The 25,307-nt window shown below is 68.8% G+C and carries 23 protein-coding genes; 14 read left to right on the top strand and 9 right to left on the bottom strand.

The annotated features are described in order from the left end of the window. Positions 1 to 33: 33 nt before the first annotated feature. The 5 genes from EPN51_RS21000 (at position 34) to EPN51_RS21020 (ending at position 5,350) form a co-directional block, all read left to right on the top strand. On the top strand, positions 34 to 633 hold the full coding sequence (locus EPN51_RS21000; RefSeq protein WP_293046431.1) for a TetR/AcrR family transcriptional regulator: 600 nt from the start codon (positions 34 to 36) through the stop codon (positions 631 to 633). Then, positions 630 to 1,670: a phosphotransferase gene (locus EPN51_RS21005; RefSeq protein ID WP_293046433.1), complete on the top strand. Its 1,041-nt coding sequence runs from the start codon at positions 630 to 632 to the stop codon at positions 1,668 to 1,670. The genes EPN51_RS21000 and EPN51_RS21005 overlap by 4 nt, the downstream gene beginning before the upstream one ends. A 25-nt stretch (positions 1,671 to 1,695) precedes the next feature. Next, positions 1,696 to 2,856, top strand: coding sequence for an LLM class flavin-dependent oxidoreductase (locus tag EPN51_RS21010; RefSeq protein WP_293046436.1), 1,161 nt, complete (start codon positions 1,696 to 1,698; stop codon positions 2,854 to 2,856). 182 nt (positions 2,857 to 3,038) lie between these two features. Beyond that, positions 3,039 to 4,670: a PEP-utilizing enzyme gene (locus tag EPN51_RS21015; RefSeq protein WP_293046438.1), complete on the top strand. Its 1,632-nt coding sequence runs from the start codon at positions 3,039 to 3,041 to the stop codon at positions 4,668 to 4,670. Between the two features lie 32 nt (positions 4,671 to 4,702). Further along, entirely contained in the window at positions 4,703 to 5,350 is a 648-nt protein-coding gene (locus EPN51_RS21020; protein ID WP_293046441.1) for a nitroreductase family protein, read from the top strand. A gap of 10 nt (positions 5,351 to 5,360) precedes the next feature. On the opposite strand, the gene EPN51_RS21025 is transcribed toward EPN51_RS21020, so the two are convergent. Beyond that, positions 5,361 to 5,825 carry a tRNA (cytidine(34)-2'-O)-methyltransferase gene (locus EPN51_RS21025; protein ID WP_293046443.1) on the bottom strand — a complete coding sequence of 155 codons (465 nt, stop codon included), beginning with the start codon at positions 5,823 to 5,825 and terminating at the stop codon, positions 5,361 to 5,363. A 17-nt stretch (positions 5,826 to 5,842) separates the two neighbouring features. On the opposite strand from EPN51_RS21025, the gene EPN51_RS21030 reads away from it, so the two are divergent. The 6 genes from EPN51_RS21030 to EPN51_RS21055 all read left to right on the top strand — a co-directional run bounded on the left by EPN51_RS21030 (position 5,843) and on the right by EPN51_RS21055 (position 11,462). Next, the gene (locus EPN51_RS21030) at positions 5,843 to 6,448 is read left to right on the top strand and encodes a class I SAM-dependent methyltransferase (protein ID WP_293046446.1); all 606 of its coding nucleotides are present in this window, start codon (positions 5,843 to 5,845) and stop codon (positions 6,446 to 6,448) included. A 266-nt stretch (positions 6,449 to 6,714) separates the two neighbouring features. After that, positions 6,715 to 9,525 (top strand): ATP-binding protein, encoded by a 2,811-nt coding sequence (locus EPN51_RS21035; protein ID WP_293046447.1) that lies wholly within the window; start codon positions 6,715 to 6,717, stop codon positions 9,523 to 9,525. Further along, the gene (locus tag EPN51_RS21040; protein WP_293046449.1) at positions 9,522 to 9,935 is read left to right on the top strand and encodes a roadblock/LC7 domain-containing protein; all 414 of its coding nucleotides are present in this window, start codon (positions 9,522 to 9,524) and stop codon (positions 9,933 to 9,935) included. Before EPN51_RS21035 ends, EPN51_RS21040 begins: the two co-directional genes overlap by 4 nt. 6 nt (positions 9,936 to 9,941) lie before the next feature. Continuing rightward, on the top strand, positions 9,942 to 10,325 hold the full coding sequence (locus EPN51_RS21045; RefSeq protein ID WP_293046450.1) for a DUF742 domain-containing protein: 384 nt from the start codon (positions 9,942 to 9,944) through the stop codon (positions 10,323 to 10,325). After that, the gene (locus EPN51_RS21050) at positions 10,306 to 10,893 is read left to right on the top strand and encodes an ATP/GTP-binding protein (RefSeq protein WP_293046452.1); all 588 of its coding nucleotides are present in this window, start codon (positions 10,306 to 10,308) and stop codon (positions 10,891 to 10,893) included. Before EPN51_RS21045 ends, EPN51_RS21050 begins: the two co-directional genes overlap by 20 nt. Next, positions 10,890 to 11,462 carry a pentapeptide repeat-containing protein gene (locus EPN51_RS21055; RefSeq protein WP_293046453.1) on the top strand — a complete coding sequence of 191 codons (573 nt, stop codon included), beginning with the start codon at positions 10,890 to 10,892 and terminating at the stop codon, positions 11,460 to 11,462. The genes EPN51_RS21050 and EPN51_RS21055 overlap by 4 nt, the downstream gene beginning before the upstream one ends. 4 nt (positions 11,463 to 11,466) lie before the next feature. On the opposite strand, the gene EPN51_RS21060 is transcribed toward EPN51_RS21055, so the two are convergent. Genes EPN51_RS21060 through EPN51_RS21070 form a run of 3 tightly spaced genes read right to left on the bottom strand, consistent with a single transcriptional unit; the run spans position 11,467 to position 17,776 of the window. After that, positions 11,467 to 13,833 (bottom strand): ATP-binding cassette domain-containing protein, encoded by a 2,367-nt coding sequence (locus EPN51_RS21060; protein WP_293046455.1) that lies wholly within the window; start codon positions 13,831 to 13,833, stop codon positions 11,467 to 11,469. Between the two features lie 37 nt (positions 13,834 to 13,870). After that, the gene (locus EPN51_RS21065) at positions 13,871 to 16,531 is read right to left on the bottom strand and encodes an FHA domain-containing protein (RefSeq protein WP_293046457.1); all 2,661 of its coding nucleotides are present in this window, start codon (positions 16,529 to 16,531) and stop codon (positions 13,871 to 13,873) included. A gap of 30 nt (positions 16,532 to 16,561) precedes the next feature. After that, positions 16,562 to 17,776: an NADH:flavin oxidoreductase gene (locus EPN51_RS21070; protein WP_293046458.1), complete on the bottom strand. Its 1,215-nt coding sequence runs from the start codon at positions 17,774 to 17,776 to the stop codon at positions 16,562 to 16,564. Positions 17,777 to 17,913: 137 nt separating this feature from the next. Between EPN51_RS21070 and EPN51_RS21075 the strand changes: the two genes are divergently transcribed. Then, positions 17,914 to 18,759, top strand: a complete 846-nt coding sequence (locus EPN51_RS21075) for a bifunctional methylenetetrahydrofolate dehydrogenase/methenyltetrahydrofolate cyclohydrolase (RefSeq protein WP_293046460.1) — start codon at positions 17,914 to 17,916, stop codon at positions 18,757 to 18,759. Next, positions 18,756 to 19,037: a DUF3017 domain-containing protein gene (locus EPN51_RS21080; RefSeq protein ID WP_293046461.1), complete on the top strand. Its 282-nt coding sequence runs from the start codon at positions 18,756 to 18,758 to the stop codon at positions 19,035 to 19,037. The genes EPN51_RS21075 and EPN51_RS21080 overlap by 4 nt, the downstream gene beginning before the upstream one ends. A 9-nt stretch (positions 19,038 to 19,046) precedes the next feature. Here the strand turns inward: EPN51_RS21080 and EPN51_RS21085 are convergent, their stop codons facing one another. Then, on the bottom strand, positions 19,047 to 19,592 hold the full coding sequence (locus EPN51_RS21085) for a DUF732 domain-containing protein (RefSeq protein ID WP_293046462.1): 546 nt from the start codon (positions 19,590 to 19,592) through the stop codon (positions 19,047 to 19,049). Positions 19,593 to 20,091: 499 nt separating this feature from the next. On the opposite strand from EPN51_RS21085, the gene EPN51_RS21090 reads away from it, so the two are divergent. Beyond that, the gene (locus tag EPN51_RS21090; protein ID WP_293046464.1) at positions 20,092 to 21,459 is read left to right on the top strand and encodes an HNH endonuclease signature motif containing protein; all 1,368 of its coding nucleotides are present in this window, start codon (positions 20,092 to 20,094) and stop codon (positions 21,457 to 21,459) included. A 24-nt stretch (positions 21,460 to 21,483) separates the two neighbouring features. Here EPN51_RS21090 and EPN51_RS21095 read toward each other — a convergent pair whose 3' ends face one another. The 4 genes from EPN51_RS21095 to EPN51_RS21110 are packed head-to-tail and all read right to left on the bottom strand — an operon-like array spanning position 21,484 to position 25,216. Then, a complete protein-coding gene (locus EPN51_RS21095) occupies positions 21,484 to 21,918 on the bottom strand; it encodes a VOC family protein (protein ID WP_293046465.1) in 435 nt (144 codons plus the stop codon). Positions 21,919 to 21,922: 4 nt separating this feature from the next. Next, complete coding sequence (locus EPN51_RS21100) at positions 21,923 to 22,654, bottom strand: class I SAM-dependent methyltransferase (protein WP_293046467.1); 732 nt, start codon at positions 22,652 to 22,654, stop codon at positions 21,923 to 21,925. Beyond that, positions 22,651 to 23,799 carry a homoserine O-acetyltransferase gene (locus EPN51_RS21105; RefSeq protein WP_293046469.1) on the bottom strand — a complete coding sequence of 383 codons (1,149 nt, stop codon included), beginning with the start codon at positions 23,797 to 23,799 and terminating at the stop codon, positions 22,651 to 22,653. Before EPN51_RS21105 ends, EPN51_RS21100 begins: the two co-directional genes overlap by 4 nt. 13 nt (positions 23,800 to 23,812) lie before the next feature. Next, positions 23,813 to 25,216 (bottom strand): bifunctional o-acetylhomoserine/o-acetylserine sulfhydrylase, encoded by a 1,404-nt coding sequence (locus EPN51_RS21110; protein ID WP_293046471.1) that lies wholly within the window; start codon positions 25,214 to 25,216, stop codon positions 23,813 to 23,815. Positions 25,217 to 25,307: the final 91 nt, after the last annotated feature.

Below are 25,307 nucleotides of genomic sequence, written 5' to 3' on the forward strand. Positions count from 1 at the left end.
CGGCCCAAAGTGCATGACATCGCTCGCGAGGACGTGATCGACGCGGCGGCGGCGATCGTCGCCGAAAGCGGCTATGAGGCCCTCAGCATGAGGGCGCTCGCCGACCGCTGCGAGGTGCCGATCACAACGATCTATCGACTCATCACCGCCAAGGAGCAGTTGCTCGGAGCGCTCGCCGATCGGCTGTTCCGCGAGATCATGGAGCCTATACCGGCGAGCTCCGCGTCGTGGGAATCCGAAGTGCTGACGATCTTCTGCACGGCGAACCGCCTGCTGCACGAACATCCGGAACTCGCGGAGATCGTCGCCCGGCAGCACACGAACGGCCAGGTCGGCTTCGCCACCGCGGAGCGCACCATCCGGGCGCTGCGCCGGGCCGGACTGACGGCCGAGAACGCCGCGGTCGCGTTCAACGCGCTCGTCGCCTACACGATCGGATTCACGCAACGTCAACTGCACACGACGACCGCAAGCGTGGGCGAGCGCTGGGCGCTGGTGCAGGAACTTCCGCGGGAGGAGTACGAAAACGTGCACGCCTTGAATCAGGCGCTGATCGCACGCCCGTCCAGTGAGCAGTTCGAGGAGGGCTTGAAGGTAATAGTGCGAGGCTTCGTCCAGGGCCTGCAGCGATGAGCGCCGCGGTCCCGCCGACCTTGGCGGCGCTGACCGTCGACTGGTTCGCGCACGCGCTCGACCTGCCCGTCGCCACGGCGGAGGCCGAGCCCGTAGCATTTGCCGGCGCGACAACCGATTTGGCGCGCGTGCGACTCACTTACGATGACGGCACGACGGGACCGGCGAGCGTGGTCGCCAAGATCACCGGTCAGGACGAGGTTCGCGCCGCGATGGACGCGGCGATGGGCCTGTTCGCCCGTGAGGCGCGCTTCTACGCCACGTTCGCGCAGCACGTTCCGGTCCGCGCCCCGCGCTGTTTCTATGTGGGGGATGGTCGCGAGACGCCGCTTTTGCTCGAGGACCTGGGGCAGCTGCGGATGGGCGATCAGATGGAGGGCCTGACGATCCAGGACGCCGAGCGGATCATCGATGCGCTGGCCGGGCTCCACGCCGCCTTCTGGAATACGCCTGCCCGGCAACAGGATTGGCTGCTCAACCCGGTGGACCCCGGCTTCGCCGGGATGGTTGCCCACCTGGTTTCCAGCGGAAGCGGCGCCCTGCGTGATCGCTTCACCGGCCGGGTCCCCGAGGAGTCGCTGCAGGCGGTGCTTCGGCACGCGGGCGACTGGCAAGCCGTGCTCACCCGGGGAGTCGAGGGACCGCACACCGTCGCGCACCACGACGCGCGGCTCGACAACGTTTTCTTCGAGCCCGACGGCACCCCGGTCTTCATCGATTGGCAGGCCGTCGCCGACGCGCGCGGAACGCACGACATCGCGCTGCTCCTCACCCAGAGCATGAAAGTTGAATTGCTGCAAGATAATTGGGAGACCCTGCTTCGGCGCTACCACGCCGAGCTGATCAGCCGCGGCGTCGACGACTACAGCTGGGACGATTGCCGGCGGCATTACCGCCAGAACGTCCTGTTCTCCCTCGGCGCCGGGATGGCCCTGCTGGGCGAGATGGACATCGGCGACGGTCGCGGACTCGGTGACGCGATTGTGATCCGAGCGCTGAATCACATCGCCGACGTGAACGCCTTCGACGCGCTGTAGACCTCAACCACGGGCAGGACATCCGATGACGAAAAGACGGGTAGAGACCGCGATCGCGGTGTGGGCCGACCGCAACCTGCCACCGAAACTTGTGCAGCAGCAGTGTCAGGCGCTCGAGCAGACGGGCGCGCTTGACGGGATACTGCTCGCCGACCAGTTCACCAATTTCATCCCCCGTCAACTCTGGACCGCGGAGAACACGCCGATGGCTCGGGTCATGACCGATCCGGACTCGCACCCGGACGTCTTCGTGATGGCGGCTTACATCGCCGCGGCGGCGCCCGGGTTGAGCCTCGCTATTTCGACCGACGCCGTCCGGCGTGGCCCGGCGGAGCTGATCACCACGATGCTGACGCTGGCGAACATCACCGAGGGCAAGGTCAGCTTTCAGGTGGGCGGGGGCGAGATCAAGCAGACCGGACCATTCGGCCATCCCACCAATCAGGGCATGTCGCGGATGAAGGATCTGTTTGCGCTCTACCGCATGGTCCTCGAGGCCAAAGGGGAGCCGTTCGACTACTCGGGGCGCCGGTGGACGTTCGACCACGCAACACTCGGTGCGGGGATGCCCCACCGGCCGTCGCTCTACGGGCTCGGCGCCGGACCCACGTTGCTCAAGCACACCGCGGCGTGGGCCGATGGACTGGCGGTCACGTGCCCGCCCGCGTGGGAGAGCGTCGAACGATTCGCCACCGAGCGCCAAAAGCTGCTGGACGAGGTCGAACGGCTCGGCCGGAATCCGGACGATTTCCGCTTCGCGATCTGGTTCCCGGCGTTGCTGGCGGACTCACCCGAAGACCTGGAACCGCATCTGGCGAACCCGATCATCAAGTGGCTGAGCGCCTTGTTCGGCCGCATCGACAACATGCTCTGGAAAGACATCGGGCTGCCGGCGCCGCTCGGCGAGGACTTCGTCTATTACAAGCAATTCCTTCCCTACCAGACCCCGGACGCGCTGATTGACCAAGTGATCGCCACGGTGACGCCGGAGCACACGTACGCGGGCTGGGTGTGTGGCACACCCAAGCAGGTCGCTGACCAGATCCAGCTCTACATCGATGCCGGAGCGGATTGGGTGTGCCCGATGGACTATCTGCCGATGGTCCTCGAGCCGGAGGCCGCCCAGGCCGCGGCCGCGCGCTCCATCGAGCTTTGCGACCTCATCCATCAGCGCAACCCGGCCTGATAGGCACGGTCAGACGAAACTCCTGTCGCGCGCGGCTGGGACGGCAGGCACGGTCGAGGTGCTCAGCCGCGCCGGAACCGTCGGATAGGCGGCCCGCGACGCAGGGCCATTCGCTAGGCTGAATATATTTTCATTCCCGATAACATAATCGCTCTCGGCGGCAAGGATGAGGAGATAACCGCATGGCAAAACATGCAACCGACGACGGTGAGCTGGAGTCGCCCAACCCCGTGCACATGGCGTCCCGGGCGGAAACGCACTGGACGACAGTGAACTTCGGCGAGGCGATCCAAGGCGTACAGAAGCCGCTCAGTTGGGGAATCTGGAACTACGGGATGGAAATTGCGTGCCGGCGTGCGTTCGGCGCGCTCGGCGTGCTGCGTCCCAGCGAGGTGCCGCCGCCCCCCGCGGCGGACGACCGCATGTCCGGGATCTTCTACGGCCGGCCCGCGGGCAACGTGAATTTCTTCCGAGCGGTCGGTGACCGCCTGCCCGGCAGCTCGGCCGATGTGCTTGAAGAAAAGATGTTCGGGCGGGTGACCGACACTTTCAGTTGGGGTGGCCCGGCCGGGCTGCTGCGTACCCTCACGGTCCTGCGCAAGATGCCGGTCGCGGCGCTGCGCAGCCCGCGCGTATTGCCGGGGTTGCTGGAAGATCAGCGGACGTGGTGGCGGCGCAACGCCATCGATTCTCCTCCGCAGACGCTGGCCGACGCGCAGCGGCTGGTGCGCGAGGGCGCCGAGCGGTTCGCCACGGTCGGTGTGCCGCACACGATCGTGAGCATGCTCGGCCCGCAGCTGCTCGAGGCGCTGAACGCTCTCGCCGAGCAGGCGACGGGCGATGCGAGTTTGGGTACCACCCTCGCTACCGGGTTCGGAGGGATGGAGGAGACCCAGATCATCAGCGACCTATGGGAGGCGTCCCACGGGAGGCTGACCGTGGCGGACATCCAGTGCCGTCACGGCTTTCACGGGCCCGACGAGGGCCGGCTCGATACCCAAAGCTGGCGCGAGGACCCTCGTCCGGTCGAGGCGATAATGCGTGGCTACGCGGCACGCGGAACAACCGACCCGCGCGAGCGCGAGCGCGCGCAGGTGGCGGCGCGCACTGCCGCCGCGGCCAGGGTGCTCAGTGGTTTGCCCAGAGCGAAGCGTCCGCTGGCCAAACTGGTCATGGGTCTGGCGGCCCGCTTCATCCCGGCGCGCGAGATCGGCAAGGCGTCCTTTCTGCACGACCTCGACGGGGCTCGCTGCGGGGCCCGTGTCGGTGGCCGGATCCTGGCCGACCAGGGACTGCTCGACGACCCAGAGGACGCCTTCTTCCTCACGTTGGAGGAGTTCACCGGCGAGCCCACGGGCAGGCTGCGAGAGCTCGCGGCGGAGCGCAAGAGCAATCACGAGCGCTACCTGAGCCTCCACCTCCCACCGACCTGGGCGGGCAATCCAACCCCGATCGTGCTTGGCCCCGGCGCGGACGCCGCCGCGGGCGGGCGCGCGCGCCGGCTCACCGGCATCGGGGTCGTGGGCGAGAAGGTCACCGGGCGCGCACGCGTCGTCTCGGATCCGAGCGGGGTCGATCTGGACCCTGGCGACATCCTTGTCTGCAAGACGACCGATCCGAGCTGGACGCCCCTGTTCATGCTCGCCGACGCGCTCGTGATCGACACCGGTGGCCAGATGAGCCACGGCGCCATCGTCGCCAGGGAACTCGGCGTGTGCTGCGTAATCAACACCGTCACCGGCACCAGCGACATTCCCGACGGCTCGATGATCATCGTCGACGGGTCCACCGGCGTCGTCGAAATCGTCGACTAACCGCTCATTGGCGCGAAGGTAACCTCCCACACATGACCCTCAACTTGTCCGTCGACGAAGTCCTCGCCACCACCCGCTCGGTCCGTAAACGCCTCGACTTCGACAAGCCGGTGAGCCGTGACGTGCTGATGGAATGCCTCGAACTCGCGCTGCAGGCGCCCACCGGCTCCAACGCGCAAGGCTGGCAATGGATCTTCGTCGAGGACGCCGAGAAGAAGAAGGCGATCGCCGACATCTACCTGGCCAACGCCCGCAGCTACCTCAGCCTGCCGTTCGCCGAATATCCCGAGGGCGACACCCGTGGCGAGCGGATGCCCAAGGTCAGGGACTCCGCGCTTTATCTCGCCGAGCACATGCACGAGGCGCCGGTGCTGATGATCCCCTGCCTTGAGGGGCGGGTGGAGAAGGCGCCCCTGGGACTGAGCGCGTCGTTCTGGGCGTCGCTGTTCCCGGCGGTGTGGAGCTTCTGCCTGGCGCTGCGCTCGCGCGGGCTGGGCACCTGCTGGACCACGCTGCACCTGGTCAACGACGGCGACCGGCAGGCCGCCGAGGTGCTCGGCATCCCGAACGACCACTACAGCCAGGGCGGCCTGTTCCCGATCGCCTACACCAAGGGCACCGACTTCCGCCCGGCCAAGCGGCTGCCCGCCGAGCAGGTCACGCACTGGGACACCTGGTAGGCCGCCCGGGCTACACGGCCCCGGCGTACCCGTGCTGCCGCCACGCCTCGTAGGCGGCGATCGCCGCGGCGTTCGACAGGTTCAGCGAACGCCGGCCCGCCAGCATCGGGATGCGGACCTGCGTGGTGATGTGCGCGTCGGCCAGCGTCGCCGCGTCCAGCCCGGTGGGCTCGGGACCGAACATCAGCACGTCCCCGGCGCGGTAGCGCACGTCGGCGAACGAGGTGGGCGCGTGCGAGGAGAACGCGATCACCCGCTCCGGCGACAGCGCGTCCCAGGCGGCCGCCAGCGAGGCGTGCACCGTGACCGAGGCCAGGTCGTGGTAGTCCAGCCCGGCGCGTCGCAGCTTGGGTTCGGACAGGTCGAACCCCATCGGCTCGACCAGATGCAATTCGCAGCCGGTCGCCGCCACCATCCGGATGGCGTTGCCCGTATTGGGCGCGATGCGTGGGCAGTAGAACATCAACTTGAACACAACGCGATAATGGTCGCATGGTCGAACAGAGCATTTGGATGCAGAAGGTCGCCGCCGATCCCGGGCATTCGCATTGGTATATCGAACGATTCCGGGCCATGGCCCGTGCGGGTGACGACCTGGCCGGCGAGGCCCGCTTCGTGGACGCCATGGCGCCCCGCGGCGCCCGCATTCTCGACGCCGGGTGTGGGCCCGGCCGGTTGGGCGGGTTCCTGGCCGCGGCCGGCCACCAGGTGGTCGGCGTGGACGTCGACCCGGCGCTCATCGAAGCGGCCGAGCAGGATCACCCCGGCCCGCACTGGCTGGTCGGTGACCTCGCCGAACTTGACCTGCCCGCGCGCGGCATCGCCGAACCGTTCGACATCATCGTCTCCGCCGGCAACGTCATGACGTTCCTGGCCCCGAGCACCCGGGTCCAGGTGCTCAGGCGGCTCCGCGCCCACGTCGCCGCCGACGGGCGCGCGGCGATCGGCTTCGGGGCCGGCCGCGACTATGACTTCGAGGTGTTTCTGGGCGACGCGGTCGACGCGGGGTTCGCGATCGATGTGCTGCTTTCCACCTGGGATGTGCGCCCGTTCACCGACGATTCCGACTTCCTGGTCGCGGTTCTTCGGCCCGCTTGAGTTTGTCGCGGTTTTTCGCGATCCCGGTGTTTGCCAGGGGTGACCGTGGGCGCGCGGCACCACCTTGGAGGGACCTGTCTGCTCAGTAACGATTCTGGTGGGCTGGGCCGCGGGCTGTCATACTCGTCGGATTGCCACACTTACACGCGCGCGCCTATCTGGCGCGGGGCGGGTGGAAATAAAGCAGGAAGTTTCATGAGTCTCTCGTTTCGTTCAGCGCCTCGCGTCAGCGCAGCGGCCGGTCGCGCGGCCGCGATGACGTGACCATGTTCACCCGCCCGGCCGCGCCGGCCGAGGCGGACGCCCCCCGGCCCGCACCGATCCGCGCCACCGACACCGCCAAACGCCCGCCGGCCTGGTCGCTGGGCAACTGGCCGGTCGGCTGGAAGGTGCTGGCGATCGTGCTGGTGCCGCTGATATTGGCGACGGTTTTCGGTGTGCTTCGCATCCACACCGCGATGGCCAGCTCGGCGGGTCTGCGGCTGGCCGCCACCCGCGCCGACGTGGTTCCGGTGATCACGAAATATATGTCGGCTTTGGATGTCGCGCTGCAGGCCGGCTCCGCCGGACGCGACGTCGAGGGCGCCAAGAAGAACTACGAGGCACGCAAATTCGAACTGGAGAGCAGGCTGGCCGACACCGACGTCACCGACGACGTCCGGTCCGGGGTGAACACCCTGCTCGACGGAGGTCAGATGCTGGTGAACAAGGTGGCTGACAACGGTCTCGGTTTACGGGAGCGGGTGACTCTCTACGCGCCGATCCTGTTGACGGCCGAAGACGTCATCAACGCGTCGGTGCGCGTGGACAACGAGCAGATCCGCGCCCAGGCGCAGGGGTTGAGCCGGGCGGTCGGCGCGCGCGGGCAGATGACGATGCAGAAAATCCTGGTCACCCGTGGGGCCGACCTGCCCGAGCCCCAGCTGCGTACCTCGATGGCCACCCTGGCGGGCACCGAACCGTCGACGCTGTTCGGCATGAGCGAAGTGCTCGGGGCCGGGTCGCCGGAGGCCAAGACACTGCAACAGCAGATGGTGAGCCGGATGGCGATCATGTCCGATCCGGCCAGCGTGCTCGTCGACAACACCGAGCTGCTGCGATCCATACAAACCACCGACGACATCGCCGAACAGGTCATCACGAACGTCACCGCCTCGGTGACCAAGTCGGTGCATGCACAGGCCGCCGATCGGCGCGGCGCCGCGATCCTGGACAGCGTTGTGGTTTTGGCCGCGATCGTCATCGCGCTGATCGTGGTGCTCCTGGTGGCGCGCGCGCTGGTGCGGCCGCTGCGCATCCTGCGCGACGGTGCGCTCAAAGTCGCCCACACCGATCTCGAGGAAGAGATCGCCCGCGTGAAAGCCGGTGGGGCCGAACCGGTTCCGACCCCGCTGCCGGTGTACACCACCGAGGAGATCGGCCAGGTCGCCCACGCCGTCGACGAACTGCACACCCAGGCCCTGCTGCTGGCCGGCGACGAGGCGCGGTTGCGGCTGCTGGTCAACGACATGTTCGAGACCATGTCGCGGCGCAGCCGGTCGCTGGTCGACCAGCAGCTGGCGCTCATCGACCGGCTGGAGCGCAACGAAGAGAATCCTGATCGCCTGGACAGCCTGTTCCGGCTGGACCACCTGGCGGCCCGGCTGCGCCGCAACAGTGCCAACCTGCTGGTGCTGGCCGGCGCGCAGCTCGCACGCGACCAGCGCGACCCGGTGCCGCTGGCGACGGTGATCAACGCCGCGGTGTCCGAGGTCGAGGACTACCGCCGCGTCGAGATCGCCGGGCTGCCCGAGTGCGCGCTGGCCGGCGCGGCCGCGGGCGGCGCCATCCATCTGTTCGCCGAGCTGATCGACAACGCCCTGCGCTACTCGCCGCCGGCGACGTCGGCGCGGGTGTCGGCGTCCCGCGGCGGCTCAGATCCCCAAGCGGGAGTCGTGGTGCGGATCGCCGACTGCGGACTGGGAATGAACGACGCCGACCGGCGCATCGCCAACATGCGGTTGCAGGCCGGCGGCGACGTCAGCCCCGACAACGCCCGCCACATGGGTCTTTTCGTGGTCGGCCGGATCGCGGCCCGGCACGGCATGCGGGTGGGGCTGCGTGGCCCGGCGGCCAACGAGTCGGGCTCGGGCACCACCGCCGAGATCTACCTGCCGCCCACGGTGCTCACCGGGCTGAACGCGGTGGAATCGGCTGCGCCCCGGCATATCCGGGCGGTGTCGTCGCCGAGCGTCAAACTCGCCGGCGCGATCACCACGCCCGCGGCCGCCGACGACGCCGGGCGGCGGGCCGGCAGGCAAGAGCCGGCGGCCCGCAGCGCCCCGGACGCGGCCGGGCCGTCGGTCACCCTGTTGCCGCGCCGCAATCCGGGTTCCAGCGGCATCACCGAAGTCCCCGCCCCGCCTGCCGAACAACAGCCCCCGCGGCGGCGCCGTGAGCTGGCGACCCCGTGGTGGGAAGACGCGCCCAAGGCCGCGCCGGCTCCCGGGCCGGCCGAGCCCGCGCCGGCGGCGCGCGAGCCGGCGGCGCCCGAGCCCGCGGCGTGCGAGCCCAAACCGGCTCCGGCCCAACCGGTCCGGGCGGCATCGGACACCTCGGCCTTCTTCGCCGCCCGGTCCCGGGAACCCCGGCAGGACGAGCCCGCCGGCCTGGCGGCCGACGATGACGTCATCTACCGGCGGATGCTCTCGGAGATGCTGGGCGATCCGCATGACCTGGTCAACAGCCCCGACCTCGATTGGCAGTCGGTCTGGGACCGCGGCTGGACCCTGGCGGCTGCGGCCGAGGACAAGCCCGTCGAGTCGCAGACCACCGACCACGGCCTGCCGGTCCGCACTCCCGGCGCCCGGCTGGTGCCCGGCGGCGCGAACGGAACCGGTCGGACCGAAACCGACGAGCCCGAGCACGGCCTCAATGGCAGGTCGCCGTCGCACCGGGAGCCGCAGCACGCGGCCGTCACCCGGGACCCCGAGGCGGTGCGCGCCTCGTTCAGCAACCATTTCGGTGGCGTGCGCACCGGACGTTCACACGCCCGTGAGACGGATCGTGAAAGTAGTGAAGGACCCGACCAACAATGACGTCACCCGACAATTTCTCCGGCGGGTCCCTGGACTGGCTGGTGACCAGGTTCGCCCGCGAGGTGCCCGGCGTCGCGCACGCGCTGCTGGTGTCCGTCGACGGGCTGCCCATCGCCGCCAGCGAGCACCTGCCCCGTGAACGCGCCGACCAGCTGGCCGCCGTGGCCTCCGGGCTGGCCAGCCTGGCGACGGGCGCCGCGCAGTTGTTCGAGGGCGGGCAGGTGCTGCAGTCGGTGGTCGAGATGGCCAACGGCTACCTGTTGTTGATGCGCGTCGGCGATGGCTCGCATCTGGCGACGCTGGCCGTGACGTCGTGCGACATCGGTCAGATCGGCTACGAGATGGCCGTCCTCGTCGAACGGGTGGGGGGCGTGGTGCAGCCGACCCGCCGGTCCGCTGCGCACTCGTGAGCCGCGATGGAAACCCCCGAGACCTGGCCCGCGCACCGTAAGGGGAACCTGGTCCGCCCGTACACCCTGACGTCGGGGCGGACCGACACCAACGTCGAGCTGCCCCTGGAGGCGCCGATCCAGAGCCTGCAGGCCGGCCTGACCCACCGGTGGCCGCCCAACGATGCGCGCGGCAGAATCATCCGGCTGTGCGGCCAGGGCCCGCCAAGCCCGTCGGTGGCCGAAATCTCGGCGCGCCTGGACCTGCCGCTCGGCGTCGCGCGCGTCCTGGTCGGGGATCTGGTCCTGTCCGGTTACCTTCGGGTGCATAGAACTTTGTCCGAGCGTTCGACCTCCGATGAGCGCCACGAACTCATAGGAAGGACCCTGCGTGGCTTACGCGCACTCTGAAGCGCAGCCCGACTCCGGCGCCCACGCGTCGACGAAGATCGTGATCGCCGGCGGATTCGGGGCCGGCAAGACCACGTTCGTCGGGGCGGTGTCGGAGATCATGCCACTGCGCACCGAGGCGATGCTCACCGACGCCTCGACCGCCGTCGACGCGCTCGAGGCCACCCCGGACAAGCGGACCACCACCGTCGCGATGGACTTCGGCCGGATCACGCTGGCCGAAGACCTCGTGCTCTACCTCTTCGGCACCCCGGGGCAGCGCCGCTTCTGGTTCATGTGGGACGACCTGGTCCGCGGCGCGATCGGTGCGGTGGTGCTGGTCGACTGCCGGCGCCTGCAGGACAGCTTCGCCGCCGTCGACTTCTTCGAGCACCGAAACCTGCCGTTCCTGGTCGCGGTCAACGAGTTCGACGGCGCTCCGCGCTACCCGGTTGCCGAAGTGCGCGAAGCGCTGACCTTGCCCCCGCACATTCCGGTGATCACGGTCGACGCCCGGGATCGCCGGTCGGCGACCGACGCCCTCATCGCGGTCAGCGAATACGCTCTGGCCAGCCTGACGCCCAATTGACCGAGTTACGCGGCGGGTCGACCGTCACCGCGTGCGACTTCGCAGGCCACGACTTCACCGACGAGGACCTGAGCCGGTTGCAGACCGAGCGGGCCGTGTTCACCGAATGCAATTTCAGCGGCGCCGACCTGGCCGAGTCGCGACATCGCGGTTCGGCCTTCCGCAACTGCACCTTCCACCGGACGTCGTTGTGGCACAGCTCTTTTGCCCAATGCTCCATGCTGGGGTCGGTGTTCGTGCAGTGCCGGCTCCGGCCGATCACATTCGACGAGGTGGATTTCACGCTCGCCGTGCTCGCCGGCATCGACCTTCGGGGCGTCGACTTCAGCGGCTGCCGGCTGCGGGAGACCAGCCTGGTGGAGGCCGACCTGCGCAAGACCGTGCTGCGCGGCGCGGACCTGCGCGGCGCGCGGACCGTCGGGGCCCGGCTGGACGGCGCCGATCTGCGGGGCGCCGTCATCGACCCCGGGTTGTGGACGACCGCGTCGCTGACCGGTGCCCGCGTCGACGTCGATCAGGCCGTGGCCTTCGCGCTGGCGCACGGGTTGCGGCTCGGCGGCGAGGCCTGATCGCTCAGCGCCTGAGCCGGATGCGCCAGCGCACCAGCGCGGCGTAGCCGACCGAGAGCACCGCGAGCATGCCCATGTCGAGCAGCCAGGCCGCGGGTGTGTGCTGGAAATGGCTGTCCCGGGGGCTTTGCGGGCCGGGCGACACCGCCCACAGGTCAACGGTCGACCCCTGCGCGGCGTACCCCCACCGCGACGGCACCAGCCAGGACAGCTGGTCGAGAAAGATCCGGTCGGTGACCGGCACCATGCCGCCGGAGAGCACCATCTGCATCATCAGGGACACCACCAGCAGCGGCATGACCTGCTCGCCTGTGCGGGCCAGCGCCGAGAGCAGCAGCCCGAGCATCGCCGCGGCCACGCACGTCGCCGCCACGGCCACGAACAGCTCGACGGTGGCGTCACCGAGCAGCACCGCCGGTCGTGTCGGCTTTCCCTTGCCCAGCACCACGATGGTGGTGGCGATGGCCGCCTGGACGACGGCGAACGCGCAGAACACCGCGACCTTGGCCAGCAGGTAGGCCGTGGTCGACAGGCCGACCGCCTGTTCCCGCCGGAAGATCGGCCGCTCCCCGACGAGGTCGCGGATGGTCAGCGCGGTTCCCATGAACGCGGCGGCCATGGTGAGCAAGCTCAGGATCATCCCGGCCTCGCCCCCCGATTCGCTTGCCGGATCGGCATAGCCGAAACCGGCGCTGCCGGGGACGGTCAGCGACAGTGCACCCATGACGAACGGCAGCACCGCCAGGAACACGAAGTAGGCGCGGTCGGCCACGACCAGCCGGACCTGGCGGCGGGCGATCGTGGAGAACTGGCGGCGCTTGCTGGTCTGCGCCGGCGTGCCCAGCGCGGCCGGCGCCTGGGTCCGCCTCGGCGGTGGCGGTCTGTTCGCCGCTTCCGTTCGGGCCCGGAAGCGGCGATTCGCCTCGTCCGGGTCGGCGCCCACCTTGGCGAAGATGCGCGCCCAGTTGGTGGTTCCCATGGCCGCGCCGATCTGGCCGGGCGGGCCCAGGAACGCCGTCTTGCCGCCCGGCGCCATCAGCAGCACCTGGTCGCAGATGTCGAGGTAGGTCAACGAGTGCGTCACCACCAGCACGACGCGGCCGGCGTCGGCGAGTTGCCGCAGCATGGTCATGACCTGCAGATCCAGCGCCGGGTCCAGGCCCGACGTCGGTTCGTCGAGGATCAGCAGCGACGGCCCGGTGAGCAACTCCAGCGCCACCGACGCGCGCTTACGCTGCCCCCCGGACAGCTTGTCGACTCGGGTGTTCGCGTGTTCGGTCAAGCCCAGCTCGTCGAGAACCTGCGCGACGACCTGGGCGCGATCGGCCTTGCTGGTGTCCGGCGGCAGGCGCAGCTCGGCGGCGTAGCCGAGCGCCTGGCTGACCGTGAGCTGACGGTGCACGACGTCGTCCTGGGGGACCATCCCGATGCGGGTGCGCAGCGGCGCGTACTCGGTGTGGATGTCGTGGCCCTCGAAGGTGACCGAGCCCGAAGTCGGGGTCGCGTACCCGGCGATCAGCCGCGACAGTGTGGTCTTGCCCGCGCCGGACCCGCCGATCAGCGCGGTCAAGGTACCGGGACGAGCGGTCAGCGAGATCCGTTCCAGCAGGCTCTTGCCACCGATGCCGAAGTTGACCTCGCGCACCTCGAGGCCGCCGGCGTGGCTCGCCGCCTCCTGGCGGCGAACCAGCACGCCGCCGCGCAGCACCAGGTCGACGTTCCCGATCGTGACCACGTCGCCGTCGGACAGCGCCGCCGACCCGACCCTGACGCCGTTGACGAAGGTGCCGTTGCTGCTGTTCGCGTCGCGGATCTCGGCGCCGGCCGGCGTCGGGATCAAGAAGGCGTGATGGCGGGAGGCCAGCACGTCGTTCACGACGACGTCGTTGTTGAGCGCGCGCCCGATCCACGCGGTCCGCCCGGGCACCGGCAGGCGACCGGATTCGGGCCCCGGGACCGCGACCCGCGTGGTGGGAAATTCCCCGGTGTCACCGCCGGCCATGCCGGCCGATGGTGGAGGTGCGGCGCGCTGGGCATCTCCGCGTCGCGACGAGCGTGCCGCTGGCCGGCCCACCTCGAAGGTGATCCGCGGGCCGTCGGGCTTGCCGATGTTGATGGTCTGGCCGTCGTGGATGTCGACGACCGGCACCCGCTGGCCGTCGAGGTAAACCCCGTTCAGCGTGTTGTTGTCAACCGCCAGCCACCGGCCCCGATCGAAGCGCAGCAGCACGTGTGCGCGGGCGATCAACGGGTGCGCCACCCGCAAGTCGGCCCGCAGATCGCTGCCGACGACCGCGTCGCGGCCCGCGGCAAAGCTGCCCTCGGAGCGCTCGGATCGAGCCGTCAGCACGGGCTGGGCAGGTCGGGTCATCGCATCCAGGTTTGAGTTCGCGGCTCGCGCTCCGGCCTCAGCGTTTCAGCCGGATGTGCCAGCGGACGAAGCCGGTGTAACCGATCGACAGCAGCATGAGCATGGCCATGTCGAAGATGAAGATGTGTTTGGAGTGCTGCCAAATCGGGTCGTTGAGCGGGATCTGCTTGACCTTCACCAGCGCCGGGAAGTCGATCGACGACGCCCCCGCGGCGTACCCCCAACGCGCAGGCGTCAGCCACGCCAGCTGTTCGAGGCCAATCCGCTGGTAGACCGGGATCATCCCGCTGGAGAACACCAGCTGCGACATGATCGACACCACGAGCAGCGGCATGATCTGCTCATTGGACTGCGCCAACGCCGACAACAGCAGGCCGAGCATCGCCGACGCCACACAGGTGCCCGCCACGGTGACGAACAGCGAGAAGGTGGAGTTGCCGAAGAACGGGGGATCTGCCGTCGGCGCCCCCTTGCCCAGCCGCACGATGGTGGTCGCCACCGCGGCCTGGGCGGTCGCGAACACGCAGAACACCGCGATCTTCGCCAGCAGATAGGCGGTGGTGGACAGGCCGACGGCCTGCTCTCGCCGGAAGATGGCGCGCTCGCCGATGAGATCCCGGATGGTCAGCGCGGTGCCCATGAAGACGGCACCGATGTTCAACAGCACCATGATGTACTGCGGCTGCGTGGGCGCAGGGCCCATCGGGTCGGCCGGCCCGAGGCCGGGATGCGGGCCCTTCACCGTCAGCGACAACGCGCCGATGAGGAACGGAAGGATCGCCAGGAAGATCGTGTACCCACGGTCGGACACGACCAGGCGGACCTGGCGGCGGGCGATCGTGGACAGCTGCCGCCACAGGTCGGCTCGGGGCGGCTCGCCCAGATCCGCGGGACTCTGCGGACTCGGTGGCCGCTGCGATCGCTGGTCGCGCTCCTTGAAGCGCCGGTTGGCCTCGTCCGGGTCGGCACCCACCTTGGCGAAAATGTCAGCCCAGTTGCGGGTGCCCATGGCGGTCTCGACCTGGTCGGGCGGACCGCAGAACGCGGTCTTGCCGCCCGGCGCGATCAGCAGGATCTGATCGCACACCTCCAGGTAGGACACCGAGTGGGTCACGACCAGCACCACGCGGCCCGCGTCGGCGAGCTGGCGCAGCATCAGCATGACCTGACGGTCCAGCGCCGGGTCCAGACCGGACGTCGGCTCGTCGAGGAGCAGCAGCGACGGCTGGGTGAGCAGCTCGAGGGCGACCGAGGCGCGTTTGCGCTGGCCGCCCGAGAGCTTGTCCACCCGGGTGTCGGCGTGCTGGGTCATGTCGAGTTCCTCGAGCACCTGAGCGACGACGCGGGCCCGTTCCTCTTTGCTGGTGTCGGGTGGCAGGCGCAGTTCGGCGGCGTAGTTCAGGGCCTGGTTGACCGTGAGCTGGCGGTGGACCACGTCGTCCTGCGGGACCATCCCGATCCTGCTGCGCATGGAGGCGTACTCGGTGTGGATGTTGTGGCCCTCGAACGTCACCGTGCCCGACGTGGGGCTGGTGTAGCCGACGATCAGCCGCGACAGCGTGGTCTTCCCGGCGCCCGAACCGCCGATGATGGCCGTCAGCGTCCCGGGCCGGGCGGTCACCGAGATGTGGTCGAGCAGCTGCTTGCCGTGGTCGACGGTGTAGCAGACGGAGTTGACCTCCAGCCCGCCGGTCCGCGTGGCCGCCTCGGTGCGCCGGACCAGGCTGTCGCCGGTGAACACCAGGTCGACGTTTCCGATGGTGACCACGTCGTCCTCGGTCAGCACCGCCGAACCGACCCGGACGCCGTTGACGAAGGTGCCGTTCACGCTGTGCGCGTCGCGGATCTCGGTGCCCAGCGGCGTCTGGATCAAAAACGCGTGGTGGCGTGAGGCCAGCACGTCCTGGATGACGATGTCGTTGTCGGTGGCCCGGCCGATGGTTTGCGAACCGGCCGGCTGCCGGATCGCGCCGGACCGCGACGGCAACAGCGCGTGGAACATCTTCGTCGCCAGGTTCGCCACCTCGGGCGGCTTGGCGGAGGCGCGCGCCGAGTGCGTGTGCGGGATCACCGCAGGGGCCATCGAGCCGCGGGCCGGCATCTGCGGCACCGGCGGGGCGTGGTGCAGCGGGGGCGGCGGCGCGGCGGGCGGGTAGGCCGGCGGCCGCCCACCACCACCGCCGTACATGGTTTGCCCCGGGGGGCCGGGCCGGTGCGCCGGTGCGGGCTGCGGTCGCCTCGGCGGGGCCGCCCAGTTGGGTGTGCGCCCGGCCGGGGGTGGCGGGCCGGGCGGAGCGGCGACGGGCGGGGCCGGTTGCGCCGACCACGCCACGGCCGCCATCGGGATACCCATCGATTCGGTCTTGGGCGGACGCCCGGCCATCCCCTGGTGACGCCCGACGTCGAACGTCAGCAGCGGCCCGTCCGGGTTTCCGATGTTGAGGGTTTGCCCGTCGTGGATCTCGACAACCGGCACGCGCCGGCCGTTGACGAAAGTTCCGTTGAGCGAACCGTTGTCGATGGCCAGCCACTTGCCCTGATCGAAACGCAGCAACAGGTGGGCGCGCGAAATCAGGGGGTGCGTGATGCGCATGTCGGCTCGCAGATCGCGTCCGACGACCACATCGTGGCCCGCCGCGAAGGTATGCTCCGATCCTTCGTGATGGACGGTTAGCGCTGGCGGGGCTGGTGCTGACATCGCCACAACTGTAGCTTGCAGCCCTGTGGATCAGCCTGGAGCGCCGACGGCGTCGGGTGCGCCCGTGACCACGCAGTGGGTTCGGCTGTAGATCGTGGGCATGCACCGATTGCAGTGCGTGCACGCCGAGTGCACCCGATGCTGGGCGTCGTCGGCGGCGATCCGGTTGATCAGATCCGGCTCGGCCAGCAACGCCCGGGCCATCGCGACGAACTCGAATCCCTCCGCCATCGCCAGTTCCATCGTCTCCCGGTTGGTGATGCCGCCGAGCAGGATCAACGGCATTTTCAGCTCGGCGCGGAACAGCTTGGCGTCGCGCAATAGATAGGCCTCGCGGTAGGGGTATTCGCGCAGGAACTTCTTGCCGGTCATGCGCATGCCCCAGCGCAGCGGCGGCTTGAACGCGCCGGCGAACTCCTTGATAGGCGCGTCGCCGCGAAACAGGTACATCGGATTGACCAGTGAGCTGCCCGCGGTCAGTTCGATCGCGTCCAGCCCGCCATCCTCCTCCAGCCACTTGGCGGTGGTCAGCGATTCCTCGGTGCTGATGCCGCCGCGAACGCCGTCGGCCATGTTCAGCTTGGCGGTCACCGCGATCGGTGTGCCTTCCTTTTCCACCGCACGCCGAACGGCCATCACCATGCCGCGGGCGACCTTCGCCCGGTTCTGCAGCGATCCGCCGAACTCGTCGTCGCGGCGATTGATCAGTGGGGACAGGAACGAACTCGCCAGATAGTTGTGGCCCAGATGGATTTCGACGGCGTCGAATCCGGCTTCGATGGCCAGCTGCGCGGCGTTGGCGTGCCCGGCGATGACCGCGTCGATGTCCTCGCGGGTTGCCTTCTTGGCGAACCGCATTCCGATCGGGTTGAAGAAGCGGACCGGCGCCAGGGCCTTGGCCTTGTTGGACTTGGCGTTGGCCACCGGGCCGGCGTGGCCGATCTGGGCGCTGACGGCGGCGCCCTCGGCGTGGATCGCGTTGGTGAGCCGGCGGAACCCGGGCACCGCCTCCGGCCGCATCCAGATCCCGTTGCCCTCGGTGCGGCCGCCGGGGGAGACGGCGCAGTAGGCGACGGTCGTCATGCCGACCCCGCCGGCCGCCGGCAGCCGGTGGAATTCGATGAGGTCCTCGGTCACCAGCGCGTCCGGCGTGCGCGCCTCGAACGTGGCGGACTTGATGGTGCGGTTGCGCAGCGTTATCGGACCGAGCTTCGCGGGGCTGAACACGTCCGGAGCACTAGACATACCGGGAGCCTAATGGCGATCGCAAGCGCGGCGAAGCCGGGCGTGGCGGGTCGCCATCATTGGGCACCTGGCGATCGCAAGCGCGGCGAAGCCGGGCGTGGCGGGTCGCCATCATCGATATCTGCCAGACTGTCAGCGTGGGAGCAATCACGCTGGACGGCAAGGCCACCCGCGACGAGATCTTCGTCGACCTCAAAGAGCGGGTGGCCGCGTTGACGGCATCGGGACGCACCCCCGGCTTGGGCACCATCCTGGTGGGCGAGGACCCGGGCTCGCAGGCTTACGTGCGGGGCAAGCACGCCGACTGCGCCAAGGTCGGGATCACCTCGATCCGCCGCGACCTGGCCGCCGACACCAGCACCGCCACGCTCAACGACACCATCGACGAGCTGAACGCCAACCCCGACTGCACGGGTTACATCGTGCAGTTGCCGCTGCCCAAGCACCTGGATGAGAACGCGGCGCTCGAGCGCGTCGACCCGAACAAGGACGCCGACGGGCTGCACCCGACGAATTTGGGCCGGCTGGTGCTCAACAACCCGGCCCCGCTGCCGTGTACGCCGCGCGGCATCGTGCACCTGCTGCGCCGCTACGATGTCGAGATCGCCGGGGCGCACGTGGTCGTGATCGGCCGCGGTGTGACGGTCGGTCGCCCGTTGGGGCTGCTGCTGACCCGCCGTTCCGAGAACGCCACGGTGACGTTGTGTCACACCGGAACTCGCGACCTGCCGGCGTTGACCAGGCAGGCCGACATCATCGTCGCCGCCGTCGGGGTCCCACACCTGCTGACCGCCGACATGGTGCGTCCCGGTGCCGCGGTGCTCGACGTGGGGGTCAGCCGGACGGAAGACGGACTCGTCGGCGACGTGCACCCCGATGTGTGGGATGTGGCCGGCCACGTGTCACCCAACCCCGGTGGTGTGGGCCCGTTGACCCGCGCGTTCCTGCTGACCAACGTTGTCGAGCTGGCCGAGCGGGAATGACCGCGCGGACCGTGCTGCGCGCCCAATGGCCGATCCTGTTGGTGGGCTTGATCTTTGCCACGGCGCTGGCCCTGGTGGGGGCCAACTTCTGGCGTCGCGGTTCGTTGTTGATCGGCATCGGAGTGGGCGTGGCCGCGCTGTTGCGATTGGTGCTGTCCGAGGAACGGGCCGGCCTACTGGTGGTGCGCGGCAAGGGAATCGACTTCATCACCACCGCGGCGGTCGGGGCGGCAATGGTCTATATCGCGTGGACCATCGACCCGCTGGGCACCGTGTAGACACTCGACTTAGAAACGCGGCAGCGCCGGCACCTGCCCCGGCAGCTGGCCGGCCATTCCCGTCATGCCCGGTATTTGGCCCGCCATGCCCGGTATCTGCCCGGGCATTCCGGGGACCTGCCCGCCCATTCCCGGGATCTGTCCGGGCATTCCCGGCACCTGTGGCATGGCGCCGGACAGGTTGCCGCTGGCGATGTTCGCCATCTCCTGCGGACAGTACGTCTGTATCGCGATCGTGGTGAACATGCTCGCCATCTGCGGTGACATGCCCCGACCGGCGACGCTGGACGCGGCCGCGGCGAAGTTGCCGCCCGGCTGCGAGAGCATCGGGCAGATCGACTCGCCGACGGCCATCGCGTTTCCGGGTTCGCCGAAGTCGACGCCGGCGTGATTGAGCGCGTCGATGAAGTCGTCGCCGTTGCCCTCCGCGCCGGCCGGCGCCGCGAACGCCGAGGCCACGGTGAGCAGGCCGGCGGCCGCGGCCAGCAGGCGAACGGTGAGGGGCTGATGACGCAAAACCCAGATCCATCGATGAGTTCGTGTAAGTGCCTTCACGCCAGCCTTCCCGTCCGCATGGAGTGCACCTGACGGCACTCGAGCCACGCCTACGAACTCTGAGCTATCACTGTCACGTTTGCGAAACGGTGGGATAAAGGTTCGCACAATAAGCGTTTCGTGAGGTCGGTGCTCTCGCGTTGTCGATTAATGGGCGGCGCCGTAGGGCGGGCGGCTTCGTGGGCGGTGCGCCCTCGCCAACACCGCGGGTTCGGTAGCCCAGCGATGCCGCGAACTCCTGTCCGGGCACCGCACACCAAGCGGTGCAACACTTCTCGGTTGGTGGCTACGTCAACTGTCTAGAAGCCGATGGCGGTGGGTCCATCGCCTGACGGTTCGGTACCTGGGGCACGTCGTTGACGCTCCGGTCACCCGCCTCCAGCCTCACGCGGACGCCATAACGGATATCCGAAACGTATATCGAAATCCCTTGTATCACTGCGGTTTCAGCGGTCACAATGCGGGGTTTTTTGTCGGTGGGCCCCGATAGTTTCGCGGTGTGAGTCCAACTAGTCAGCACGATGTCGACGCGGTGTTCGATGCGCTCGATGCCGATTTGGACCGCGCCTGCGCGCTGTCATTAGACGCGTTGAACCCGCGGCAACAACTGGCGGTGTTGGAGCGCTGTGAGACGCTGCGCCGGCGCATACCCGCGGTGGAGCATCCGCTGATCAATTCCCTGGCGCGCCAAGCCCCGTCCTCAGAACTCGGCGGCACGCTCTCGTACGCGCTGACCGAGGCGACGCTGATCAGCGGGGCCGAAGCGTCTCGGCGCATCAAAGAAGCACGGGATCTGGGGCCGCGCCACGGGCTGACCGGCGAACCGTTGTCGCCGATGTTAGCCGCGACCGCGGCCGCCCAACGCGACGGCACACTCGGAGCCGGCCAGGTCGCGGTGATCCGCAAGTTCTACCGCCGGCTGCCCGGCTGGGTCGACGGGGCGGCCCGCGAGTGCGCCGAGGCCGAACTGGCCAAGCTCGGAACCCAGTTTCGTCCCGAACAACTCAGCGAGCTGGCCCGGGGGCTCGAAAATGCGGTCAACCCAGACGGCACCTTCACCGACGAGGACCGCGCCCGCCAACGCGGCCTGACCCTGGGTAACCAACAGGCCGACGGCATGTCAGCACTGCGCGGCTGGATCAGCCCCGAGCTGCGGGCGACCCTCGAAGCCGCCTTCGCCAAGCTCGCCGCACCGGGAATGTGCAACTCGTTCGACGACACGCCCTGTGTAGACGGCGCTCCCACCCAAGAGGCTATCGAGCGTGATCCGCGCTCGGCGGGCCAGCGTAACCACGACGCACTCCTCGCGGCACTGCGCGCGCTGCTGGCCTCCGGTGAGTTGGGTCAGCACAACGGGTTGCCGGCCTCCATCATCGTCACCACCACGCTGGCCGAGTTGGAGGCTGCCGCCGGGCGGGGTCTGACCGGCGGCGGCACCATCTTGCCGATGAGCGATGTGATCCGCCTCGCACGTCACGCCCATCACTACCTGGCCGTCTTCGACAAAGGTAAGGCCCTGGCGCTCTATCACACCAAACGGCTGGCCTCACCCGGGCAGCGAATCGTCTTGTACGCCAAGGATCGCGGTTGTAGCGCGCCGGGATGTACCGTGCCCGGTTACTACTGCGAAGTCCACCACGTCACCGACTGGGCCGCGTGCCACACCACCGACGTAGACGACCTCACCTTCGCCTGCGGCCCGCATCACCGCCTGCTGCGACCCGGCGGCTGGAGCACCCGAAAGAACGCCGGGGGTGACACCGAATGGCGTCGGCCCCCTCACCTGGACCGTGGCCAACCCCGCATCAACACTTTCCACCACCCCGAAAAGCTGTTGCGCGACGGGGATGATGACGACACGTGGTAACTCGCTTGGAAACTTGAATTACGGTTAGGAGTCTGAGAAGTCGGGCACTGTGATCGTGCCGTCCTCGGCCAGCGCGAACCCGGGGTTGTGGGCGATCTCCCACGCGTGGCCATCGAGATCGCCGAACGCACCCGCATACCCGCCGTAGAACGTCTCGGCAGCAGCGCGGGTAATGGTCGCGCCCGCGCCCTCTGCCGCGGCCATGATCTCGTCCACGTCGGTGCGCGAGCGCACGTTGTGAGCCAAAGCGACGCCGCCGAAACCGTCATCGCCTTGGTCGGTGATGCCGAGATCGGCTGAAAGCTTTTCCCTCGCCCACAGACCCACCGGGAGACCGCCGGCCTGGAAGAAGACCGTTTCCTGCACCTCGTGACCGTGCCAGCCGAGGCGTTCATAGAAGCGGCGGGCGCGATCCAGATCGGCAACGCCCAGGGTAATCAGACTCAGCCGTTGCTCCATCCCGTTACCCGGCCAGCGTCGCGCGGGTGCACATGGTGACATAGGGCAGCGCCAAGCCGGTCGCATGCGCCAGCGCCGGATGGGTGGCGAGCAACTCGCGTACCTGGTCGAGCGTTCGGGAGCGGACCTCGGTCGGCGAGGTGATGCAGTAGCTGCGCGACGCGACGAGGTCGATCAGTGCTTGCGGCGTAAGGTAACTCGTCCACTCGACCTGATGCTGCGCGAGTTCGGTGAACGGCTCGGGCAGCTTCACCTGGGTGCGGCCGTCGCCGTCGCTGCCGATGATCCGGCCCAGTTCGCGCACCCAGCCGAGCCGCTCGTCGCGGGTGTTCCACACCAGACCCAGCCGCCCGCCCGGCCGCAGCACGCGGGCCACCTCCGGAATCGCGCGCTCGGGGTCCATCCAGTGCCACGCCTGCGCCACCAGCACCACGTCAACACTGTTGTCTTCCAACGGAATCTCTTCCCCCGTACCCAGCAGGGCCTGGGTTTCGGGCAGCGAGGTCCGCAACACCTCCAGCATGTCCGGGATCGGGTCGACGGCCACCACGTCCAGGCCGCGCTCCACCAGCCGGGTCGTCAGCTTGCCGGTGCCCGCACCCAGGTCGAGCACCTGACGCGCGCCTATCGGCAACAGCCAGTCGATCGCCTCGGGGGGATAGGAGGGGCGGCCACGCTCATAAGCCGCGGCCGCCGAGCCGAACGACAAGGAGCGGTCCTGCCGCGAGCGGGTCACCGTTGCGACGTGCCTTCCCTGCTGTCCGCGGTGGCCAACACCAGTGTCTCGCGGATCAATTCGCCGACCGCGTCGGATTCCACCAGGAAGCCGTCGTGCCCGCAGACGGAGTCGACCACCCGCAGAGCGGCGCAGCCCGGCAGCTGCTCGGCCAGCTCCTCCTGCAAGCGCAGCGGGTACAGCCGGTCGGACGTGATGCCGCCCACCACCACCGGCACCGGGCAGCCACCCAACGCTTCGGGCACCCCGCCGCGTCCCCGGCCGACGTCGTGACTGTTCAGTGCCTCGGTCAACACCACGTAACTGCCCGCGTCGAAGCGCTCCAGCAGCTTGTCGCCCTGGTACTCCAGGTAGCTCTGCACCGCGTAGCGGCCGCCGTCGGCCGGATCCTCGTCGTTCTGCCCGTCGTTGGCGAACCGGCTGTCGAGCTCGACTTCACCGCGGTAGGTCAGGTGGGCGAAGCGCCGCGCGATCGCCAGCCCGGTTTCGGGCGTGAGTCCGGTGTCGTGATAGTCGCCGCCCTGCCAATTCGGGTCGGCCTTGATCGCCGCGATCTGCGTGGACTGGGTGCCGATCTGATCTGCGGTGGCGCGCGCGCCCACCGCCAGCAGCAGCCCGGCCCGAACCCGGTTCGGGTGACCGACGATCCACTCCAAAGCCCTTGCGCCACCCATGGATCCACCGACCACGGCGGCGACCTCGTCGATCCCCAGCGCGGCCAGCGCGGCGATGTCGGCTTCCACCTGGTCGCGGATCGAAACCCGCGGGAACCTTGAGCCCCAAGGCTTTCCGTTCCGGGTCCGCGAGCTGGGCCCGGTGGAGCCGCGGCAGCCGCCCAGCACGTTGGTGGCCACCGCGCACCAGCGGTCGGTGTCGATCGGAGCGCCGGGCCCGACCATCCCGTCCCACCAGCCGCCGGTGGGATGTCCGGGTCCGGCCGGCCCGGTGATGTGCGAGTCACCGGTCAGTGCGTGCAACACCACCACCACGTTGTCGCGCGTCGGCGACAACTCGCCCCAGCGCTGCACGGCGATGTGCACGTCGTCGATCACCGCGCCGCTTTCGGTGGTCAGCGAGCCGATATGGACGAAGCCGATTTCGCCTTCGTCGGGCAGCGTTTGGGTGGGCACGTCGGAGATCGTCATCGACCGGGCTCCCTTAGAAGGCCGCCACGGCGTGCGGATCGGTGCCCGACGCCCCCGCGGTCGTCCCGAATTTACTTGCCGCGGCGAAGCCGAGCTCCAGGTCGGCCAGGATGTCGTCGATCCCCTCGATGCCGACGGACAGCCGCACCAGCCCCGGGCTCACCCCGGTGCTCAGCTGTTCCTGCGGGGACAGCTGAGCGTGCGTCGTGGAGGCCGGGTGGATCACCAGGGAACGCACGTCGCCGATGTTGGCGACGTGGCTGTGTAGCTTCAGCGCGTTCACGAAGGCCTTGCCGGCGTCGACGCCGCCGGCCAGCTCGAAGGCGAGCACCGCCCCGACTCCCTTGGGCGCCAACTTCTTTGCCCGCTCGTACCAGGGTGAGCCGGGCAGGCTCGCGTAGTTGACCGACAGCACGCGCTCGTGGCCTGCCAAAAATTCGGCCACGCGGCGCGCGTTGGCGACGTGGCGTTCCATGCGCAGGCTCAGCGTCTCGATACCCTGGGCAACCAGGAACGCGTTGAACGGCGCTGCGGCCGAACCGAGATCACGCAGCAGTTGCACCCGCGCCTTGAGCGCATAGGCGGGCGGACCGAGTTCGGCGTAGACCACGCCGTGGTAGCTCGGGTCGGGCGTGGTGAATCCCGGGAAACGACCCTGCGTCCAGTCGAACGTGCCGCCGTCGACGATGACTCCGGCGATCGCGGAGCCGTGCCCACCGAGGTACTTGGTGGCCGAGTGCACCACGATGTCCGCGCCGTGCTGCAGCGGCTGGATCAGGTACGGCGTGGCGATGGTGTTGTCGACGATCAGCGGGACGCCGTTGGCGTGGGCGACCCCGGAGACCCCGGGGATGTCCAGGACGTCGATCTGCGGGTTGGAGATGGTCTCGGCGAAGAAGCCTTTGGTGTTCGGCCGTACCGCGGCCTGCCACGAATCCAGATCGTCGGGGTTCTCCACGAAGCTGACCTCGATACCCAGCTTGGCCAGCGAATAGTGGAACAGGTTGTACGTCCCGCCGTAGAGACGCGGGCTCGAGACGATGTGATCTCCGGCACACGCCAGGTTCAATATGGCGAATGTCTCAGCGGCCTGCCCCGAGCTGAGGAAAAGCGCGGCGACGCCGCCTTCGAGCGTGGCGATGCGCTGCTCGACAACGTCGGTGGTCGGGTTACCGATCCGGGTGTAGATGTTGCCCGGAACCTCCAGCCCGAACAGGGCGGCGGCGTGTGTGGTGTCGTCAAAGACGTACGACGTGGTCTGGTAGATCGGTAGCGCGCGGGCGTTGGTGGCCGGGTCGGGGTGCTGACCGGCGTGCACCTGCTTGGTCTCGAACGACCAGTGCGCGGTCGGATCGATGTCGTCGCCGCTGGTAGTGCCATCGGAAGAGGCATGGGAAGGGGCGTTGTCGGAACTCACGTGGGTTGGCTTTCTCCTGGGAAATGGGCTTCTGATCTCAGCGGGATCTCAGCGGGATCTCTGCGGCGGCGGGCCGGCTAACACCGGCACA

The sequence above is a fragment of the Mycobacterium sp. genome, from assembly GCF_004298145.1.
Classification (GTDB): Bacteria; Actinomycetota; Actinomycetes; order Mycobacteriales; family Mycobacteriaceae; genus Mycobacterium.

Coding starts and splice junctions, on each gene's coding strand:
- EPN51_RS21005 (WP_293046433.1), top strand. CDS start 630: ATGAGCGCCGCGGTCCCGCCGACCTTGGCGGCGCTGACCGTCGACTGG.
- EPN51_RS21010 (WP_293046436.1), top strand. CDS start 1,696: ATGACGAAAAGACGGGTAGAGACCGCGATCGCGGTGTGGGCCGACCGC.
- EPN51_RS21015 (WP_293046438.1), top strand. CDS start 3,039: ATGGCAAAACATGCAACCGACGACGGTGAGCTGGAGTCGCCCAACCCC.
- EPN51_RS21020 (WP_293046441.1), top strand. CDS start 4,703: ATGACCCTCAACTTGTCCGTCGACGAAGTCCTCGCCACCACCCGCTCG.
- EPN51_RS21030 (WP_293046446.1), top strand. CDS start 5,843: ATGGTCGAACAGAGCATTTGGATGCAGAAGGTCGCCGCCGATCCCGGG.
- EPN51_RS21035 (WP_293046447.1), top strand. CDS start 6,715: ATGTTCACCCGCCCGGCCGCGCCGGCCGAGGCGGACGCCCCCCGGCCC.
- EPN51_RS21040 (WP_293046449.1), top strand. CDS start 9,522: ATGACGTCACCCGACAATTTCTCCGGCGGGTCCCTGGACTGGCTGGTG.
- EPN51_RS21045 (WP_293046450.1), top strand. CDS start 9,942: ATGGAAACCCCCGAGACCTGGCCCGCGCACCGTAAGGGGAACCTGGTC.
- EPN51_RS21060 (WP_293046455.1), bottom strand. CDS start 13,833: ATGACCCGACCTGCCCAGCCCGTGCTGACGGCTCGATCCGAGCGCTCC.
- EPN51_RS21065 (WP_293046457.1), bottom strand. CDS start 16,531: ATGTCAGCACCAGCCCCGCCAGCGCTAACCGTCCATCACGAAGGATCG.
- EPN51_RS21070 (WP_293046458.1), bottom strand. CDS start 17,776: ATGTCTAGTGCTCCGGACGTGTTCAGCCCCGCGAAGCTCGGTCCGATA.
- EPN51_RS21080 (WP_293046461.1), top strand. CDS start 18,756: ATGACCGCGCGGACCGTGCTGCGCGCCCAATGGCCGATCCTGTTGGTG.
- EPN51_RS21095 (WP_293046465.1), bottom strand. CDS start 21,918: ATGGAGCAACGGCTGAGTCTGATTACCCTGGGCGTTGCCGATCTGGAT.
- EPN51_RS21105 (WP_293046469.1), bottom strand. CDS start 23,799: ATGACGATCTCCGACGTGCCCACCCAAACGCTGCCCGACGAAGGCGAA.